The 16,089-nt window shown below is 58.1% G+C and carries 13 protein-coding genes; 11 read left to right on the forward strand and 2 right to left on the reverse strand.

Features of this window, described 5'->3' with window-relative positions:
- A partial coding sequence (locus C8P63_RS15165; protein ID WP_146172187.1) for a DUF779 domain-containing protein occupies nucleotides 1-249 on the forward strand: 249 nt, incomplete at its 5' end.
- A gap of 119 nt (nucleotides 250-368) precedes the next feature.
- Here the strand turns inward: C8P63_RS15165 and C8P63_RS15170 are convergent.
- Nucleotides 369-1,667, reverse strand: coding sequence for a D-arabinono-1,4-lactone oxidase (locus C8P63_RS15170; protein WP_245920954.1), 1,299 nt, complete (start codon nucleotides 1,665-1,667; stop codon nucleotides 369-371).
- Nucleotides 1,664-2,857, reverse strand: a complete 1,194-nt coding sequence (locus C8P63_RS15175; protein WP_108025498.1) for an amino acid deaminase/aldolase — start codon at nucleotides 2,855-2,857, stop codon at nucleotides 1,664-1,666. Before C8P63_RS15175 ends, C8P63_RS15170 begins: the two co-directional genes overlap by 4 nt.
- Nucleotides 2,858-2,966: 109 nt before the next feature.
- On the opposite strand from C8P63_RS15175, the gene C8P63_RS15180 reads away from it, so the two are divergent.
- The 10 genes from C8P63_RS15180 to C8P63_RS15230 all read left to right on the forward strand — a co-directional run bounded on the left by C8P63_RS15180 (nucleotide 2,967) and on the right by C8P63_RS15230 (nucleotide 16,036).
- The gene (locus C8P63_RS15180; RefSeq protein ID WP_211308293.1) at nucleotides 2,967-4,691 is read left to right on the forward strand and encodes a glycoside hydrolase family 3 protein; all 1,725 of its coding nucleotides are present in this window, start codon (nucleotides 2,967-2,969) and stop codon (nucleotides 4,689-4,691) included.
- Nucleotides 4,692-4,697: 6 nt separating this feature from the next.
- Complete coding sequence (locus tag C8P63_RS15185) at nucleotides 4,698-5,003, forward strand: hypothetical protein (RefSeq protein ID WP_146172188.1); 306 nt, start codon at nucleotides 4,698-4,700, stop codon at nucleotides 5,001-5,003.
- 114 nt (nucleotides 5,004-5,117) lie between these two features.
- The gene (locus tag C8P63_RS15190; RefSeq protein WP_108025500.1) at nucleotides 5,118-6,080 is read left to right on the forward strand and encodes an NAD-dependent epimerase/dehydratase family protein; all 963 of its coding nucleotides are present in this window, start codon (nucleotides 5,118-5,120) and stop codon (nucleotides 6,078-6,080) included.
- An 87-nt stretch (nucleotides 6,081-6,167) separates the two neighbouring features.
- Nucleotides 6,168-7,001 carry a lipoate--protein ligase family protein gene (locus C8P63_RS15195; RefSeq protein WP_108025501.1) on the forward strand — a complete coding sequence of 278 codons (834 nt, stop codon included), beginning with the start codon at nucleotides 6,168-6,170 and terminating at the stop codon, nucleotides 6,999-7,001.
- Nucleotides 7,002-7,114: 113 nt separating this feature from the next.
- Nucleotides 7,115-7,579 (forward strand): GNAT family N-acetyltransferase, encoded by a 465-nt coding sequence (locus C8P63_RS15200; protein WP_108025502.1) that lies wholly within the window; start codon nucleotides 7,115-7,117, stop codon nucleotides 7,577-7,579.
- Between the two features lie 131 nt (nucleotides 7,580-7,710).
- Nucleotides 7,711-9,114 (forward strand): hypothetical protein, encoded by a 1,404-nt coding sequence (locus tag C8P63_RS15205; protein ID WP_108025550.1) that lies wholly within the window; start codon nucleotides 7,711-7,713, stop codon nucleotides 9,112-9,114.
- Between the two features lie 129 nt (nucleotides 9,115-9,243).
- A complete protein-coding gene (locus tag C8P63_RS15210) occupies nucleotides 9,244-11,505 on the forward strand; it encodes a DEAD/DEAH box helicase (RefSeq protein WP_108025503.1) in 2,262 nt (753 codons plus the stop codon).
- A 20-nt stretch (nucleotides 11,506-11,525) separates the two neighbouring features.
- Nucleotides 11,526-12,266, forward strand: coding sequence for an SDR family oxidoreductase (locus C8P63_RS15215; RefSeq protein ID WP_108025504.1), 741 nt, complete (start codon nucleotides 11,526-11,528; stop codon nucleotides 12,264-12,266).
- A 192-nt stretch (nucleotides 12,267-12,458) separates the two neighbouring features.
- A complete protein-coding gene (locus tag C8P63_RS15220; RefSeq protein WP_170109700.1) occupies nucleotides 12,459-13,676 on the forward strand; it encodes a ribonuclease H-like domain-containing protein in 1,218 nt (405 codons plus the stop codon).
- Between the two features lie 587 nt (nucleotides 13,677-14,263).
- Nucleotides 14,264-16,036 (forward strand): serine/threonine-protein kinase, encoded by a 1,773-nt coding sequence (locus C8P63_RS15230; protein WP_108025507.1) that lies wholly within the window; start codon nucleotides 14,264-14,266, stop codon nucleotides 16,034-16,036.
- Nucleotides 16,037-16,089 lie beyond the last annotated feature (53 nt).

Below are 16,089 nucleotides of genomic sequence, written 5' to 3' on the forward strand. Positions count from 1 at the left end.
ATGTGTTTTCGGAAAGGGGAATTCCGGACGGGTCTGAGCGATGTCCGCTTGGGTGAAATCCACGGATGTGACTTCTACATGTCCCGTTCCCAGTTCGAATACTGGAAACACACCCAGCTTACCGTGGACATCACTGAGGGAAGGGGGGCCTCCTTTTCCCTGGAGATTCCCTTGGGGATCCGGTTTCTGATCCGCTCCCGTCCCTACACCCGGGAGGAAGCGGAAAACCTGGAGCCGGTGGAAGCGTAAGACGGCACGGCACCTCCCATTCTATCCGATATCTGAATATGGAACGCGGGCCCGCTGATGCCGGCCCGCTTTTTTTCTGCAGAAGGGTTGTCCATTGGGAAGCGGGCACAGTCGATCCGTCACTCCACCCCGAAGATCCGCCGCAGATAAGGGTTGAGAAAGAGTCCTTCCGGGTCGAGCTTCCGCCTGACACGGAGAAAGTCTTCCCATCGGGGGTAGAGGCGGGCCAGGTCTTTCGCTTCCAGACTGTGAATCTTTCCCCAATGGGGGCGCCCCCCGTATCGAAGAAAGATTCGTTCCATCGCGGCGAAATAGTCCCGGTGGGGCATCCCTTTGTACATATGGACGGCAACAAAGGCGGAGTTCTGTTCATATGCGGGACTGAGCCAGATGTCGTCCCCTTTGACAAACCGGATTTCCACAGGGAAATGAACGGGGAACCGGTGATGTTGAATGGAAGCTTTCATCTCTTCCAGGACGGATGGGAGAGCCTCCGCCGGTAGGCCGTACTCCATCTCATTGAAACGGACGAGGCGGGGGGTGACGAAGAGGGACTGACTGTCTCCGATCTCTTCGAACCGGGGGACCCCCCGGGCGGAGATCCGACTGACCGCCGGGCAGAGCCGGGGAACCAGCCGGGCCGCTTCCGAGAGAATCCAGAACGCTCCGTTTTCCAGAGCGAGTTTGTTGAAGGAAGACCACCAACCCTTGCCGGAGGCGGGTGATTCGGTCGGGTTCAGGAACTTGGCCTGGACCGTGTTGGTGTAGGGAAACCAATAGAACTCAAAATGCCGGTTATTTGCTTTGTGTTCCTCCAGTTTTTCCATCACGCTTCCCAGCGGAAGTCGCCGGCTTTCGTAGCGCAGCCGGTACAACGGTTTCACCCGGAGTTGGATCCGGGTCAGGATTCCGAGGCTTCCCAAGGAGACGCGGGCGGCTTGGAAGAGCTCGGCGTTCCGCTCCGCCGAGCAGTGGATGGATATCCCGTCGGCGGGGACCAGCGTGAGGGATTCCACCTGTTCCGACAGGCAGCCCAGTCGGACCCCCGTACCATGGGTGCCTGTACTGACAGCACCGGCGATGGATTGGGCGTTGATGTCCCCCAGATTCTCGAAGGACCAACCTTGATGGAGGAAGGTGTTGCCCAGGGTTTTCAGTGTGGAACCGGCTCGAACGGAAGCGAGTTTCCTGTCGAAATCCACCTCTTCCACCCCTTCCATCCGCTCCAGGGAGACCAGGATGGAGTCGGTTTCCACCAAGGGGGTGAAGGAGTGGGCGGACCCGACCGTCCGGATGGTTTGACCCGAATTCCGGGCGCAGCGGATGAGTGCGGAGACCTCTTCTTCCGTTCCGGGCCGCGCGATTTCACCGGGGGAAAAACGGACGGAGCCGGACCAGTTGGAAATGGGTTGCTTCAAAGGAAGCACCTCCCTTCCCCCCGATAGGTGGGAAATCGGTCCACCACGTTCCTGCCGGAGACGACGATGAGTTCCCGGAAGTGTTCACACAACTCTCCCGCTTTGGCGTGGCGGAAAAAAATCGGGTCACCCAGCTCCAGTTCCGGGGATCCTTCCCACCGGACGGGGGTCTGGACTTCTCCGGCTCCTTCGAGGGGAGTGAGGCGGGCGCCTTCCGGCAGGGCGGGCCGGGGGAGTTTGTCCGGGCCCGCCGCTCCCGAGGCGACGAATCCGCCGCCGGAACAAGTATAAAGGCCGGGTTTGGGTTTGCGTGTGACTGCCAGGGCAAAGCCGGCGGCCGGCCGGTACCGGAAGGAACGGTAGTGGTCGAAGAGCAGGGGGGCGTAAAACCCCGATCCCACCGTCACCTCGGTCACGGTTTCCTCCATCGCGGTCTCACGGAGGCTCCCGGTGCCCCCGCCGTTGATGAAGCGAAGTTGGTGCCCCCGATTTCGAAGGGCCGAAACCCACTCCTTCCGCAACCGGGCTGTCCGGCGGACGGAGTGTCGTTTCAGCAGGCGAACCAGGCCGTTTTTCAAAGGTTGGCCGGGCACCCGATCCCCCACACCGGCCACCTGCGCCTCGTATCCCATCACTCCGTCCAACCTCACATGTTCCGATTGCCGGATGTGATCCGCCACTCTGAGAAAGTCTTCCTGTGAGGAGAGAGGGGAGCGGTGGACACCGAAATGAAGGCCGGGGAAGGAGACGGAGAGATCCATGTCGAGGCAGACGGGGAGCACGGTCCCCTCTTCCCGGGCAACAGCGGCGATTCGGTCCACATGTTCCGGACAGTCCACCATCAGGGTAAGGGAAGCACCTTTTTTCACCACAGCGGCGACGGCCCGGATGGCTCCGGCATCCCAGACGGGATAGGCGACGAGGAGATCGTCCAGTCCCCTCTGTGCCAGGAAAAGGGCTTCCTCTGCCGCATAGCACATCACCCCCCGGAAGGGATCGCCGGAATCCAGGATATACCGGATCACCGGCACGCTGCGAAGGGATTTGCTGGCCAGGCGAATTCGTTTTCCGCCTCCGGCTTCCCGGATCTTCCTCATGTTTTCTTCCAGGAGGTCGAGGTCCAGATAAGCGAAGGGTTTGGAAAGGCGGGACGACCAACGTTTGTAATCCGTGTAGCTTGGCTGAGACACCCTGCCACCCCCTTAAATACGAAAAATTAAACCCTTTCAAACTTTTGGGAACAAATTTAGAATAATAGATACAGGCCGTACCTATCAATACCGAAGGGAGAGGGAGAGGTTGAGATATCGGAAGGCAGTGGTGTTGTTCCTGGTCTTGGCGCTCGCGGTGACATGGTTCGCCACACCGGCGGGGGCGGTCAAAGAGGAGAAGGCAAAAAAAATCAACGTGAACAAAATCCTGAAGGACATGACCCTGGAGGAGAAGGTCGGTCAAATGATGATGGTGGGCTTCTACGGATCGGAGCCGACGGAGGAGATCCGGCGGTTGCTGACGGACGCCCATGCGGGAAACGTGATCCTTTTTTCCTACTCCGATAACGTTCAGACACCGCAGCAGACCGCGCGCCTCACCAACGGGCTTCAGGAGATCGCCATGGACACCCGACTGAAGCTGCCCTTGTTGATTTCCACCGATCAGGAGGGAGGCGTGGTGGCCCGTATGACCATGGGTGCCACGGAACTGCCGGGGAACATGGCTCTGGGAGCGGGACGGGATCCGGCGGGGTCTCGTGAAGCCGCAAAGCTGACGGCGGAAGAACTGCGGGCGGTGGGCATCAACATGAACCTGGCCCCGGTGCTCGATGTCAACGTCAACCCGGACAATCCGGTGATCGGGGTTCGTTCCTACGGGGAGGATCCGGGCCTGGTGGCGGATCTGGGAGCCGAAGCGATCCGTGGGTACCAAAATAACGGGGTGATTGCCACCGCCAAACACTTCCCGGGTCACGGGGATACGGACGTGGATTCCCACCTGGGGCTTCCGGTGATCGACAAGAGCAGGGGCGAGCTGGAAAAGGTGGAGCTGGTGCCCTTTCAGCGGGCCGTTGACGAAGGAATCGACGCGATCATGACGGCTCATATCCACGTTCCCGCCCTGGATGACACGCCGGATCTGCCGGCGACCCTGTCCAAGCCGATACTGACCGGACTCCTGCGGAAAGAGATGGGATATGAAGGGTTGATCATCACCGATGCCATGACCATGGCCGGAGTGGCCGATTATTTCGGCGGTGTTCCCCAGGCGGCGTTGAAAGCGGTGGACGCAGGTGCGGATCTCATCCTGCTGACCCCCGCCATGACGGCGGACGAGCAGATCGAAGTGGCGGATACGATCACGGAGGCTGTCCGTTCCGGTGAAATCTCCGAGCAACGAATCAACCAATCGGTCCGCCGAATCCTGAGGGTAAAAGCAAAATACGGTTTGTTCCGTGAGCGGCAGGTGGATGTGGACCGGGTGCCGGAACGGGTGGGGACACCGGAACACTTGGAAAAAGCCCGGGAATTGGCCAACCGGTCCATCACCCTGGTGAAAAACGATCACCACCTTCTCCCCCTGAAGATGGACGAGGAGAAAAAGCTGGGAATTATCAGCCAGTTTTCCCTCCGGGACCGGGTGGAGAAATATCACGCCAATACGGAGGAAATGCACGTCCGGCCGGTCAATCCGTCGGACGCGGTGATTGAAGAAGCGGTGGAGATGGCAAAAGGGCAGGATATCCTCCTGGTGGGGACTTATTCCGCCAGCCTGTATCCGCAACAGTCGAAGCTGGTCCGGGCCTTGGAGGAACTGGACAAACCCATGGTGGTGGTCGCTTTCCGAAACCCCTATGACATCAAGGACTTCCCGGGTGCAGAGGCCTATGTGACCGCCTACGGCTTCCGTTCCGTCTCCCTTGAGGCCGCGGTGGACACCCTGTTTGGGACCCACCCACCCGCGGGCAAACTGCCGGTCACCATTCCGGGCCTGTATGACTACGGCCATGGCCTCACCTACGGGGAGTGAAGGACCGTGAAAAAGAACCCTGGGAAGCCAGGGTTCTTTTTTGAACGTGGGAGAAGCACGCTGCAGGAAGGGGGAAGCATGCGGAACAGGGAGACATTGCCCTATCACCTTGCTGATTTCTCCTTCTTCATTTCGGATAAAGGACTTTTCACGGCAGTTTTTCCGGTGCTTGTCCGCAATTTCGTGACCGTGGGCTTTTCCCCTGGGGTGTCGCCGGAGAGCCTCTTCGGTCTCCCGTCGGCTGAGAATTTCGTCCATGTTACGCCTCCTCTTTGGCCGCAGCGGCTGAATCCCATTCAAGAAAAAGTATAACCGGAACGTGCGGTACTGGCATCGGAGGCGGACAAAATGAAGATCGACAAGGCCGAAACCGATGGGTTACGCTGTGATAGAAAGATTCTAACCGGAGGGAAAGGGGCGTAGGCGATGCGCGTATTGGTCACCGGCGGGACAGGGTTTTTGGGGCGGCACCTGGTTCGCTGTCTGCTGGAACAGGGACATGAGGTGTCCGTCCTGTACCGGCGGGAGTCGAAAAAAGACCGGTTGCCGGAAGCGGTGCGAAAAGAGGTCAGGTTTATCAAGGGGAACGTGCTGGAGCCGGAAAGCCTCCGGAATTGCGCCCGCGGGATGGAGTGGGTGTTTCACACGGCGGGGGATGTGGCATGGGGGAGAGCGCTCCGGCAGCGGATGACCGACAGCCATGTGAAGGGAACCGGACACATGGTGCGGGAGGCGGTCCGTTCCGGGGTGGACCGGTTCGTCCATACCAGCTCTGCCGCCGCGGTGGGCTTCTCCCTGAGCGCCCAGCCGGCGGTGGAAAGCTTTCCGTTCAACGGGGACCGGATGAATAACGGATATGCCATGGCCAAACGGGAGGCGGAGAGAATTGTGTTGAGGGAGACCGATGCCGGCAGCCTTCCGGGAGTGGTGGTCAATCCTACCGTCATCCTGGGGGAGTCCCATCCCGGATTTGTCCGGGAAGTGGCACGGGATCGTTTGAAGATGGCTCCGGACAGCGGGGTGAATCTCTGTGATGTGAGGGATGTGGCGGAAGGGCACCTTCTCGCCGCGAAAAAAGGACGAACAGGGGAGCGCTATATCCTCGGGGGAAGCAACCTCTCCCTGCGGGAGGCGTTCCAGATGATCGCCGACACCGCGGGAACGGGAAGGACCATCCGAACCCTCCCCCGGTTGGCCGCCCTGGGAGTGGCAGTGGGGGGAGAAGCCGTGGGCTTTTTGAAGGGAAGGGAAGCTCCGCTGGCCTGGGATTTGGCCCGTTTGTGCGGGCGGGATGTCTACTACGACTCCGCCAAGGCGGAACGGGAGTTGGGGTATAAGCGGAGGCCCCTGGAGGAGACCATCCGGGACTCCGTCGAATGGATGGGTTAAAACGGCCGTCTGTCATGAATGGTTTGTCGCCGGTCCCATGAACAGGTAAAATGATTCTGGATTCGAAACAAGAGGGGCTGGTGTGAAATGGAGAAAACCTGGCGACTTTTAAATACAGGATGGAAAAACAGCGCTGAAAACATGGCCATCGATGAGGCGATCCTGATCTCCCAAAGCGAGGGGAAGACCCCTCCCACCATCCGTTTCTACGGTTGGGATCCTGCCACGCTGTCCATCGGATACTTTCAGAAAGTGAACAAAGAAATCGATTTGGAACAGGTGAGGAAAAAGGGGCTGGGGTTTGTCCGGCGCCCCACCGGAGGCCGGGCGGTCCTCCACGACAAGGAAGTGACCTACAGTGTCATCGTGGGGGAAGATTACCCCGGCATGCCCACCTCCGTCACCCAGTCTTACCGTGTGATCAGTACCGGTCTTTTGGAAGGGTTCCGTAAACTGGGACTTAAGGCGGAAATGATCCCCCTGGAAACGGAGGAAGAGAAAGAAAAGTACGCCTCCCTGGGTTCGGCGGCCTGTTTTGACTCCCCCTCCAACTACGAACTGGTGGTGGAAGGGCGCAAAGTGGCCGGAAGTGCCCAGACGCGGCAGAAGGGTGTCATTTTGCAGCACGGTTCCATCCTGCTCGATCTGGACGTGGATCTGTTGTTCGACGTGCTCCGTTTTTCCTCGGAGCGGGTGAAAGATCGGCTGAAAGACGGATTTGTGAAAAAAGCGGTGGCGATCAATGAATTAAGGGAGGAGCCGGTGACCGTGGAAGAGGCGGTCGAGGCCTTCACCCGCGGTTTTGAGAAGGGGATGGACATTCGCCTCGAACCGGGAGAGTTAACCCCTTACGAAGAAGATCTCGTCCGCCGTTTGGTGGCGTCGCGGTACGGCCGGGACGACTGGAATATGAAAAAATAGTGTCATACATGGTTTAACGGTTTTCCCGAAGGTTGCACGGGTATATAATTCCCCCCTGGAAAGGCCTCCCCTGTGGGCCTTCAACCAATACCGGGAGGGATGGAAAGATACCCATGTGGACGATTCGCCAAGCCGAACTCAAAGATGCTCAAGCGATCCGGGAACAGCTTCACCGGGCGTATCGCCCCATCAGGGAGCAGGGTTTCAACATGGAAGCGACGGATGTTTCGCTCTCCAGAGTGGAACACAGTCTGAAGCGCGATGAGATATATATTCTGGTGGACGAGGAAGATCAGGTAAAAGGGACTGTTCGTCTGCAGGAAAACGATGAGAAAAAAGACACCTTGGGATGGTTCAGCATTTCGCCCGACCTGAGGGGACAGGGCTTGGGGAAGATGTTGATGGATTACGCGGAAGAACGCGCCCGGAAACGAGGTCGCCGGAAAATTTACCTGGATACGGCCAAAGAACATCCCTGGTTGCCCAAACTCTACTCCAAAATGGGTTACAAAAAGATCGGAGTCACCCGCTGGCCGGGCCAGAACTTCGACGCCGTCCAGTTTGAAAAGGAATTGTAGGTGAAAACCCCCGTTGAAGGACGGGGGTTTTCCGGTGTTCACAGGGGGATTGCCAGGGAACAGATCGATCACCGCCTACATACGGTGAAATGAAAAACGACGTCAAACATCGGGAAAGGCGGTGCCCGGGCATGGAGTTGTCAGTGGCACACGGAACCTATGCGGCGGTGACCCTGGGGGTGATTCTGACCATGCTCCTGAAGAGGAGCGTGGTATTGCCCACCCTGATCGGAACGTTGTTGGTTGTCTGGGTTCATCTGGACAGTTTGGTTTCCGGCCTTCAGGCCGTTTTTAACGCCAACCTGGTGGCTGCCAGGGAATTGTTCGGCATTTTCCTGATCATCACCTTCATGGCGGCGTTGCTCCGTTCGTTAAAGGATCTTGGGGCGGATCGGATCATGATGGTTCCGTTCCGGAAAATGATGGTGAACGGCCATGTCTCCTATTTTCTCCTGGCGGCGGTCACCTATGTCCTTTCCCTGTTCTTCTGGCCCACCCCGGCGGTTCCGCTGATCGGAGCTCTTTTGATTCCACCGGCGATCCGGGCGGGACTTCCGGCGATGGGGGGAGCGGTGACGATCGCCATCGCCGGTCAGGGAATGGCTCTCTCTTCCGATTACGTGATGCAGGTGGCCCCGGTCTTGAGTGCCAAAGCCGGGGGGATCGACCCCTCGGCTGTGGCGGACAAAGCGATGGTTCTCTCTCTGATCACCGGCTCGGTCGCCCTCGTTTGGGCTTATGGGAGTATGAGGAAAACGATCGGCCGGGAAAGTGCGGAGCCCCTGGTTTTCTCCGGCGGGGGAGAGAGGGGGCTTCCACCCCGTCCGGGGCGGTTTTCATCCGCGAAAGGGATGGCGGTGCTGGTGCCCTTCTCCCTTTTGTCCGCGATGGGCTACATGGTGTACACCAAAGTGGCAAAGGGCGAAGGGGGGGTGGAGGGGGCGGAAGGCGCCGCGTTCATCGGGGGTGTGGCCGCCGTGCTGCTTATTCTCTCCACCTTTGCACATGCCCGGGGGAACGCCCCGGACCAGATCAGCGAGTACTTGGTGGAGGGGTTCCTCTTCGCTTTTCGGGTGATGGGTCCCGTTGTTCCCATCGCCGGGTTCTTTTTCCTGGGGAGCGGGGATTTTTCCGGGGAGATCCTTGGCGTGGGTCAAAACGCCCCGTCCTTCCTGTTCGATCTGGTCCAGGCGGGCCAGGCGATGATTCCGGACAGCGGGGGGGTCATCGCTTTCGGTATCCTGGTGATCGGGATGCTCACGGGGCTGGACGGTTCGGGTTTTTCCGGGTTGCCTTTGACCGGCGGACTTTCCGCGGCCCTCGCCGAAACCTCGGGGCTGGATCCGGCGACACTCGCCGCCATCGGCCAGATGGGGAGTATCTGGACGGGGGGAGGGACCTTGGTCGCCTGGTCTTCCCTGGTGGCGGTGGCCGGATTCGCAGGAGTGTCCGTGATGGAACTGGTCCATAAAAATTTCGTCCCGGTGGTGGCGGGCCTCATCGTCTCCACCCTCGTCGCTCTGATCCTCTGGTGATGGCGGCGGACTTCCAAGCACCCATCTCCTTGGGATGGGGCTTTTTAGTGTCAGGATCCTTGGAAGAGAGAAGAAGTCCTTGATTCCCGAACGTGCTTTCGGTATTCTCCGGATAGGGAGGAGAAACCGATGAACGCCAAGATGTTGATCGATCATATGAAAAGCCGGGTCGATATCCGGAAACACGTGACCCGTTGGGAAACCGTTCCCGCAAAACCGGCCCGATTTGCCGGTTTCCCCCGCCGGCTCCACCCGGATCTGGTGGAAGTTCTCCGGTCCAGGGGCATCCGGGAACTGTACACCCACCAGGCGACGGCCGTGGAGAAGGTCTTGGAAGGGAATAACATCGTGACGGTCACTCCCACCGCTTCGGGTAAAACCCTCTGTTACAACCTGCCCGTCCTTCAGCGGATCCTGGAGGAGCCCGAAGCCAGGGCGCTCTACATCTTTCCCACCAAGGCACTGGCCCATGACCAGATGGCGGAATTAAACCGCTTGATCGAGGCTATGGGAAGGGACATCAAAGGGTATACATATGACGGGGATACTCCGGCCGCGGCGAGGCAGGCGATCCGGAGAGCCGGCCACATCGTGGTGACCAATCCCGACATGCTCCACCAGGCGGTCCTTCCCCATCACACCAAATGGGTAAAGCTGTTTGAAAACCTTCGGTACATTGTCATCGATGAGCTCCATGCTTACCGCGGAGTGTTCGGCAGCCATTTTGCCAACGTTCTGCGCCGTCTGAAGCGGATTTGCCGTCACTACGGTTCCGATCCGCAGTTTATCCTGTCTTCCGCCACCATCGCCAATCCGCAGGCCTTCGCGGAAAAACTGACAGGTTCTTCCGTCACCCTCGTGGATAACAACGGCGCTCCCACGGATGAAAAACATTTCGTCTTCTTCAACCCGCCGGTGGTCAACCCGGCCCTCGGCATCCGGCGGAGCAGCGTGCTGGAGGCGAGGCGCCTGGCGGAGGAACTGATCCGAAACGATGTGCAGACCATCGTGTTCGCCCGCTCCCGGGTGCGGGTGGAGGTCCTCCTCACTTATCTCCAGGAAGTGCTTCCCGGCAAGGTCCGCGGGTACCGGGGAGGATATCTTCCCACTCAGCGGCGGGCCATCGAACAGGGCCTCCGCACGGGGGATGTGCGGGGGGTGGTTTCCACCAACGCTCTGGAGCTGGGGATCGATATCGGAGAACTGGAAGCCTGCGTGATCTGCGGGTATCCGGGGACCATCGCCAGCACCTGGCAGCAGGCGGGCCGGGCGGGGCGGCGGCAGGGGGCTTCGGTCACGTTTCTCGTGGCTTCCAGCAACCCCCTGGATCAGTACGTGATCGAACACCCGGAATACTTCCTGAAGCAGACCCCGGAACACGCCCTTGTCCAGCCGGACAACCTGGTGATCCTGGTGAATCACATCAAGTGCGCGGCTTATGAACTCCCTTTTGAAGAAGGGGAAGAATTCGGAGTGGCCACGACGAAAGAGGTCCTCGATTTTTTGGTTGAGGAGCGTGTGCTGCACCGTACGGGCGGCCGTTGGTATTGGATGGACCAGTCTTTTCCCGCGAAGGATATCAGCCTCCGGTCCGCAGCCCAGGAAAATTTCATCGTCATCGACATCAGCGAGACCGGCAACCACCGCGTGCTGGGTGAAGTGGACCGGTTCAGCGCCCCGACGCTGATCCATGAAGAGGCAATCTACCTTCATGAGGGCGTCCAATACCAGGTGGAGAAGCTGGATTATGAGGAGAAGAAAGCCTACGTCCGGCAGGTGGATGTGGATTATTACACCGACGCCAACCTGGCCGTCCAGCTCAAGGTGCTGGAGGTGGAGCGGGAGGAGCGGGACGGACCGAACCGGAGCAAAAACATGGGGGAAGTGACCGTCAATGCTCTGGCCACCCTCTTCAAAAAGATCAAGTTCAACACTCACGAAAACATCGGATCCGGACCGATTCACCTCCCGGAAGAGGAAATGCACACCACCGCCTACTGGCTGACCGTGGAAGAGGCGGTCGCCGACAGATTCAACCGGGAAGATCTTCAGTCGGGTCTGGTGGGCTTGGCCAACGTGTTGGCGCATCTGGCCCCTCTCTACCTGATGTGCGATCCGCGGGACCTCGGTGTGGCGGCACAGGTGAAGGCGGTCCACAACGGAAAGCCGACTTTGTTTCTTTACGACAAATATCCCGGGGGAGTGGGTTTGAGTGAAAAACTGTTTGACCTCCACAAGGAGTTGCTGAAAACGGCCCGGGACCACATTCGTCGTTGTCCCTGTGAAGAAGGGTGTCCTTCCTGTACGGGACCGGCGGTGGAAACGGGAAGCAGGGGGAAAGGATTGACCCTGTCCCTCATCGAAGAATTACTGGACGAACACGCGATATGACTGGAAAAGGAGTGGATCTCATGCAACTGAAAGGAAAAACGGCAGTGATTACCGGAGCCAGCAGCGGGATCGGGGAGGCAACGGCGCTCCATCTGGCAAGAGAAGGGGCGGCCGTGGTACTGGCTGCCCGCAGGGAAGATCGTCTGGCGGCGCTTGCGGAGAAAGTCCGGGCCGAAACGGATGTCCGGGTGATGGCGGTCCCGACAGATGTCACGAACAGGGAAGAAGTGGAATCCATGATCCGTCGGGCGGAAGAGGAGCTGGGCTCCGTCGACATTCTGGTGAACAATGCGGGCGTCATGTTGCTTTCCTTCCTGGACAAGGGGAAGGTGGAGGAATGGGAACGGATGGTGGACGTCAATATCAAAGGGGTGCTGTTCGGCGTCCATTCGGTGTTACCGGGAATGTTGAAACGGGGCGGCGGACACATTGTCAATGTTTCATCGGTGGCCGGTCATGAGGTTTTTCCTTCCTCCTCGGTGTACAGCGCCACCAAGTACGCTGTCCGGGCCTTTTCCATGGGTCTTGAGAAGGAACTTTCCCGTTCCGGAATTCGGGTGACCAACATCTCTCCGGGAGCCGTGGCCACGGAATTGACGCAACACATCACGGATCCCGACGTGACCGATATGTTTGCCAAACAGAAACTCACCCCGCTGGAGTCGGAGGACATCGCGCGTTCCATCACGTATGCGGTCACCCAACCGGAAAATGTCAACGTCAACGAAGTCATCGTCCGTCCGACCAACCGGAAAAAATAAAGAAAAAGCCAAAATCCGTCAGGCACCGGCCGGGCTTGACGGATTTTGTATGGGAGGGGCGGATGAGGCGTGACCCTTTATTAAATGGGGAGCCTCAGGTAGTTTCACACCCCGGATGAAGGCGGTCTCCTTTTTGCGTCTCCATTTGATACAATAGACAGACAGGTTGATGGCCCGGACGGAGTGATGCGAATGTCTTCCTTGCGCGACCGGTTGCGCTTGCATTTCAAAAACACGGAAAGGCCGGATTCACCGGCTTCGGTAAAGGCGGAAATGCCGGATGCGGCCCTCGGTTTTTCCGTGCGGGAAAACGGTTCCGGAACCTATTTCCACCGCCGCAAGGAGATCCCTTTGGAGACACAGATCGGTCGATGGTCCCTCGGGGAGCTGAGGGAGGCCGGTGCAGGGTCGGACCTCCTTCTGCCGGAAGAGGCGGGTCCGGAGGATCTGCTCTTTTTTGACACGGAGACGACCGGATTGGGGACAGGTGCGGGCAATCTGATTTTTCTGTACGGAATCGGTTACTTCCGGGAAGACGTCTTTGTGGTGGAACACTATTTTCTCCCCCGGGTCGGAGATGAGGCGGCTCTCCTGAAAGACTTCTTGGAACGGGTGGCGCCATTTTCAGTGGTGGTTACCTATAACGGCAAGGCCTTCGACTGGAACCAGCTTCGAACCCGAGCCACCCTTCACCGGTTTCCGTGGGAAGGGACAAAGGAACACTGTGATCTCCTCTATCCCAGCCGCCGGCTTTGGCGAGATTTTCTCCCCTCCTGCCGGTTGCAGGTCGTGGAATCGGCCTGTCTCGGGTTGGAGCGGAAAGACGATGTTCCCGGTCACCTCGCTCCCGCGCTTTATTTCGACTTCCTCAAAAAAGGGCACCTGACCGGATTGGACGGTGTTTTCCGACACAATGAACAGGACGTGCTGTCCCTGGTCGCCCTGTTCATCCATCTCCATCACCTGCTGGAAGGCCGTCATCCTCCGGGATACCCGGAAGAAGGATTGGCCCTGGGGAGATGGTGGCAAAGCCGGGGAAAGGACGAACCCGCCCTCCGTGTGTTCGGGGAGCTCCTGTCCGGGTCGTCCGTGCCCCTTCGCATCCGGAGGGAGGCGTTCCGGGAATCCGCCCGGATCCTGAAGCGGCAGGGGAACTGGAGCGATGCCCATCGCCTCTGGACGGAATGGATGGAAGAAGACGCCTGGAATCCGGAGCCCTGCGTGGAACTGGCCAAGTATTTCGAGCACCGGACCCGGGAGATGGAACCGGCGTACCGAACGGCCCGTGAAGCATTGCGTCGCCTGTCGAAAAGGCGGCGGACGGGCCTCCGAGTGTCGGACAAAGAAAGAGAGGCGTTGAAACACCGCATCCGAAGACTGGAGGAAAAACGGGAAGGGAGCCTGTTTTAGCCATTGCGAGCGGAAATGCCCCGGTCAATGGGGAGAAAAGCGCGGAGAAACAGGGATCGACAAGGACGAAAAAGCGGCAAAGCCTTCTGTCATATCTGCAAAGCGGGCTTTACGATCCTGTTCTCTCTTTTTTTTATCGAAGCATTGTCGAATTTTTATATTGTATGTCATAATGAACCGTAGGATAAAGATGCCAAACCCACTGTGGATGTTTTTCAGAGGCGAAAAGTCATCCATCCATTTCTCATGGGTGGTAAGTGACGTTCCCTCTCCCGGACAAGAAAGAATCGATCGCGCGAGAGGATCAAAAAGGTGCGGAACCATGGGAACGGACCGGATCCGAACCGGGGAGAGGATGGATCTTGCCTGCCATCCGGGAGAAAACAGGGCCCGGTGCATCCTGCAGAAAGGGGTGAGGCATTTGCCGTGGGGCACAAGGTTGAAACTTGGGGACTGTCCGGCGCGGCTCGGCAGAATGAACCAGGATTCCCCGCCTTCAGGCATGTGAATATCAAAATTCGCTTTAATACTCTCTATCCTATGATAGACAAAGGATTTTCCGCACTATTGCATAGGAGGAAAGCACTATGAGGTCCACGGGTAAAATGAGGGGCCGGTTTTATGAGCACTATCAGGTGGAAGATGTTCTCACCTTTTTTTCCGGCCAGCTGATATCGGCAAAATCGCCGGATGGGATGCAGGTGCTCCTGCAGGAAATCGCCCTCAAAGACTCGTTGCCCCCCGGTTCGAAAGAAATGCTGACCAATCTGGAGAACGAACACTTGGCTCCGGTACTGGATGTCATCGAAGAACAGGACCGGATTGTTTTGGTTCATCCTCCTTTGACCGGCGAACCTCTCTCCCTGATGATCCGTCCCCGCCAGGGGATGGAACCCGCTCAGGCCCTGTCGGTCTTCCGGCGTCTTTTGAGAACGGCGGTCCGGCTGTCCAAATTGCCGATCCCGCTCTTCACCACGCTGGATCCCAGAAATATCATCATGGAAGGAACCCGTCCCTTTGTTTTGTTCGTCAGTTTTGAAAAATTCTCCAAAAGACAGGCGGATGAGAAGTGGCGTTTTCTCCTTCATTTTCTGCTGACCGGTTTCCAACTGGACCGGCGGCCGGAGAATCCCGAATCCGATCGGAGCATCCGGGAGTTGCCCAAGTCCATGAAGGAACTGGTTCTTCTCTCGATGTCCCCGGAGCAGTCCATGGAAAACGTCCTGGAGGCCGCCGAAAAAACGGTGCCCCCCAAATCGAAAAAGCGACCCGTCAAAAAGAAAAGATCCGCAGCCGGTCGGTTGGTCTACCCTGCCGCGGTGGTCGCCGTTCTCCTTCTCGGTGCGGTGGCGGCAAAGGAGCTGTTCCTCGACAACCGGGACGCCGCCGCGGAAATGGAGCTGGAGGCGGAAAACCGGTTGCAGCGGGAGGGGAAAGATACATACTCGGACATCTTATTCCAGCGGGAGAAGCCGATTACACAGTCCCTTCCTCCCTCGCTGAACGGATCCTTCCGGGTTTTCGGTGAGCTGACACAGAAAAACGGCAAACCCTTTACCCTTTCTTTGGTTTCCGAGAACGTTGAGTCCGATTTCGGAGTCCGGGTGGACAAGGACGGCAAAATTCATCTGTTTCAGTACATCAACGGGGAAACTTACGATCTGATGAAGACAGGGAACGATTTCAAGGTGAAACCCCACCGCCATTATCGGATGGAAATATACTATTTTCCCGGACAGCCCTTCCGTGTCTCTGTGACGGAGAAAGAATCCTCCAAAAAATGGGTGGCAGTCGGACAGGTTCCCATGGATTCCGACTTTAAAGTGGAACTGAAGGGGGAGGAAGGGACCCGCTTCGGAAGTCCCGGTGTGGCCAAGATCGAACGGAACGGCGATTCCCTTAACAAATGGATGGATTGGCAGCCTTGGGAACTGGTGAGTGGAAACGGGGTGCTTTACCGGAACACCTTCACTGTCGGCCCTGATGCCCGGGTCACGGTAAACAGCAAAAAACCTTCCTTTGTGTTCAAGCGGAAGGAGGATTTCAAGGAAGATCCCCTCCGCATGGAGATGGAGAGCGTCAACGGGGAACGCTACCTCTTCGACTGGCTGAGAAACGGCACCATGGAGTTGAGCCGCGTGGGGTACGAATCGGAAAAACTGGGAACCCGTTTCCTCGGTGAGAAATATCATCCGGCCACGGAGTCCCGGGTGAGCATCAACAGCAATTCACAGGGGTTTTTCGTCAACGTGAAACATGATCAAGCCGTGCAGGAGATCCGGACCACCTCAACCACTCCCATTACGATCCGCACTTTCACCATTATCACCAAGTCCGAAATCATCCTGATGAACAAGTGATGACAACCGCTCTCATCCATCGGTGGTAAGTATCCATTGAATGAAACGCCCTG

It is taken from the genome of Melghirimyces profundicolus (assembly GCF_003054245.1).
Lineage (GTDB): Bacteria > Bacillota > Bacilli > Thermoactinomycetales > DSM-45169 > Melghirimyces > Melghirimyces profundicolus.

What these genes read in the sequence shown, in the direction of transcription:
- C8P63_RS15190 (WP_108025500.1), top strand. Translation starts at nt 5,118, where the DNA reads ATGCGCGTATTGGTCACCGGCGGGACAGGGTTTTTGGGGCGGCACCTG.
- C8P63_RS15195 (WP_108025501.1), top strand. Translation starts at nt 6,168, where the DNA reads ATGGAGAAAACCTGGCGACTTTTAAATACAGGATGGAAAAACAGCGCT.
- C8P63_RS15200 (WP_108025502.1), top strand. Translation starts at nt 7,115, where the DNA reads ATGTGGACGATTCGCCAAGCCGAACTCAAAGATGCTCAAGCGATCCGG.
- C8P63_RS15205 (WP_108025550.1), top strand. Translation starts at nt 7,711, where the DNA reads ATGGAGTTGTCAGTGGCACACGGAACCTATGCGGCGGTGACCCTGGGG.
- C8P63_RS15210 (WP_108025503.1), top strand. Translation starts at nt 9,244, where the DNA reads ATGAACGCCAAGATGTTGATCGATCATATGAAAAGCCGGGTCGATATC.
- C8P63_RS15215 (WP_108025504.1), top strand. Translation starts at nt 11,526, where the DNA reads ATGCAACTGAAAGGAAAAACGGCAGTGATTACCGGAGCCAGCAGCGGG.
- C8P63_RS15220 (WP_170109700.1), top strand. Translation starts at nt 12,459, where the DNA reads ATGTCTTCCTTGCGCGACCGGTTGCGCTTGCATTTCAAAAACACGGAA.
- C8P63_RS15230 (WP_108025507.1), top strand. Translation starts at nt 14,264, where the DNA reads ATGAGGTCCACGGGTAAAATGAGGGGCCGGTTTTATGAGCACTATCAG.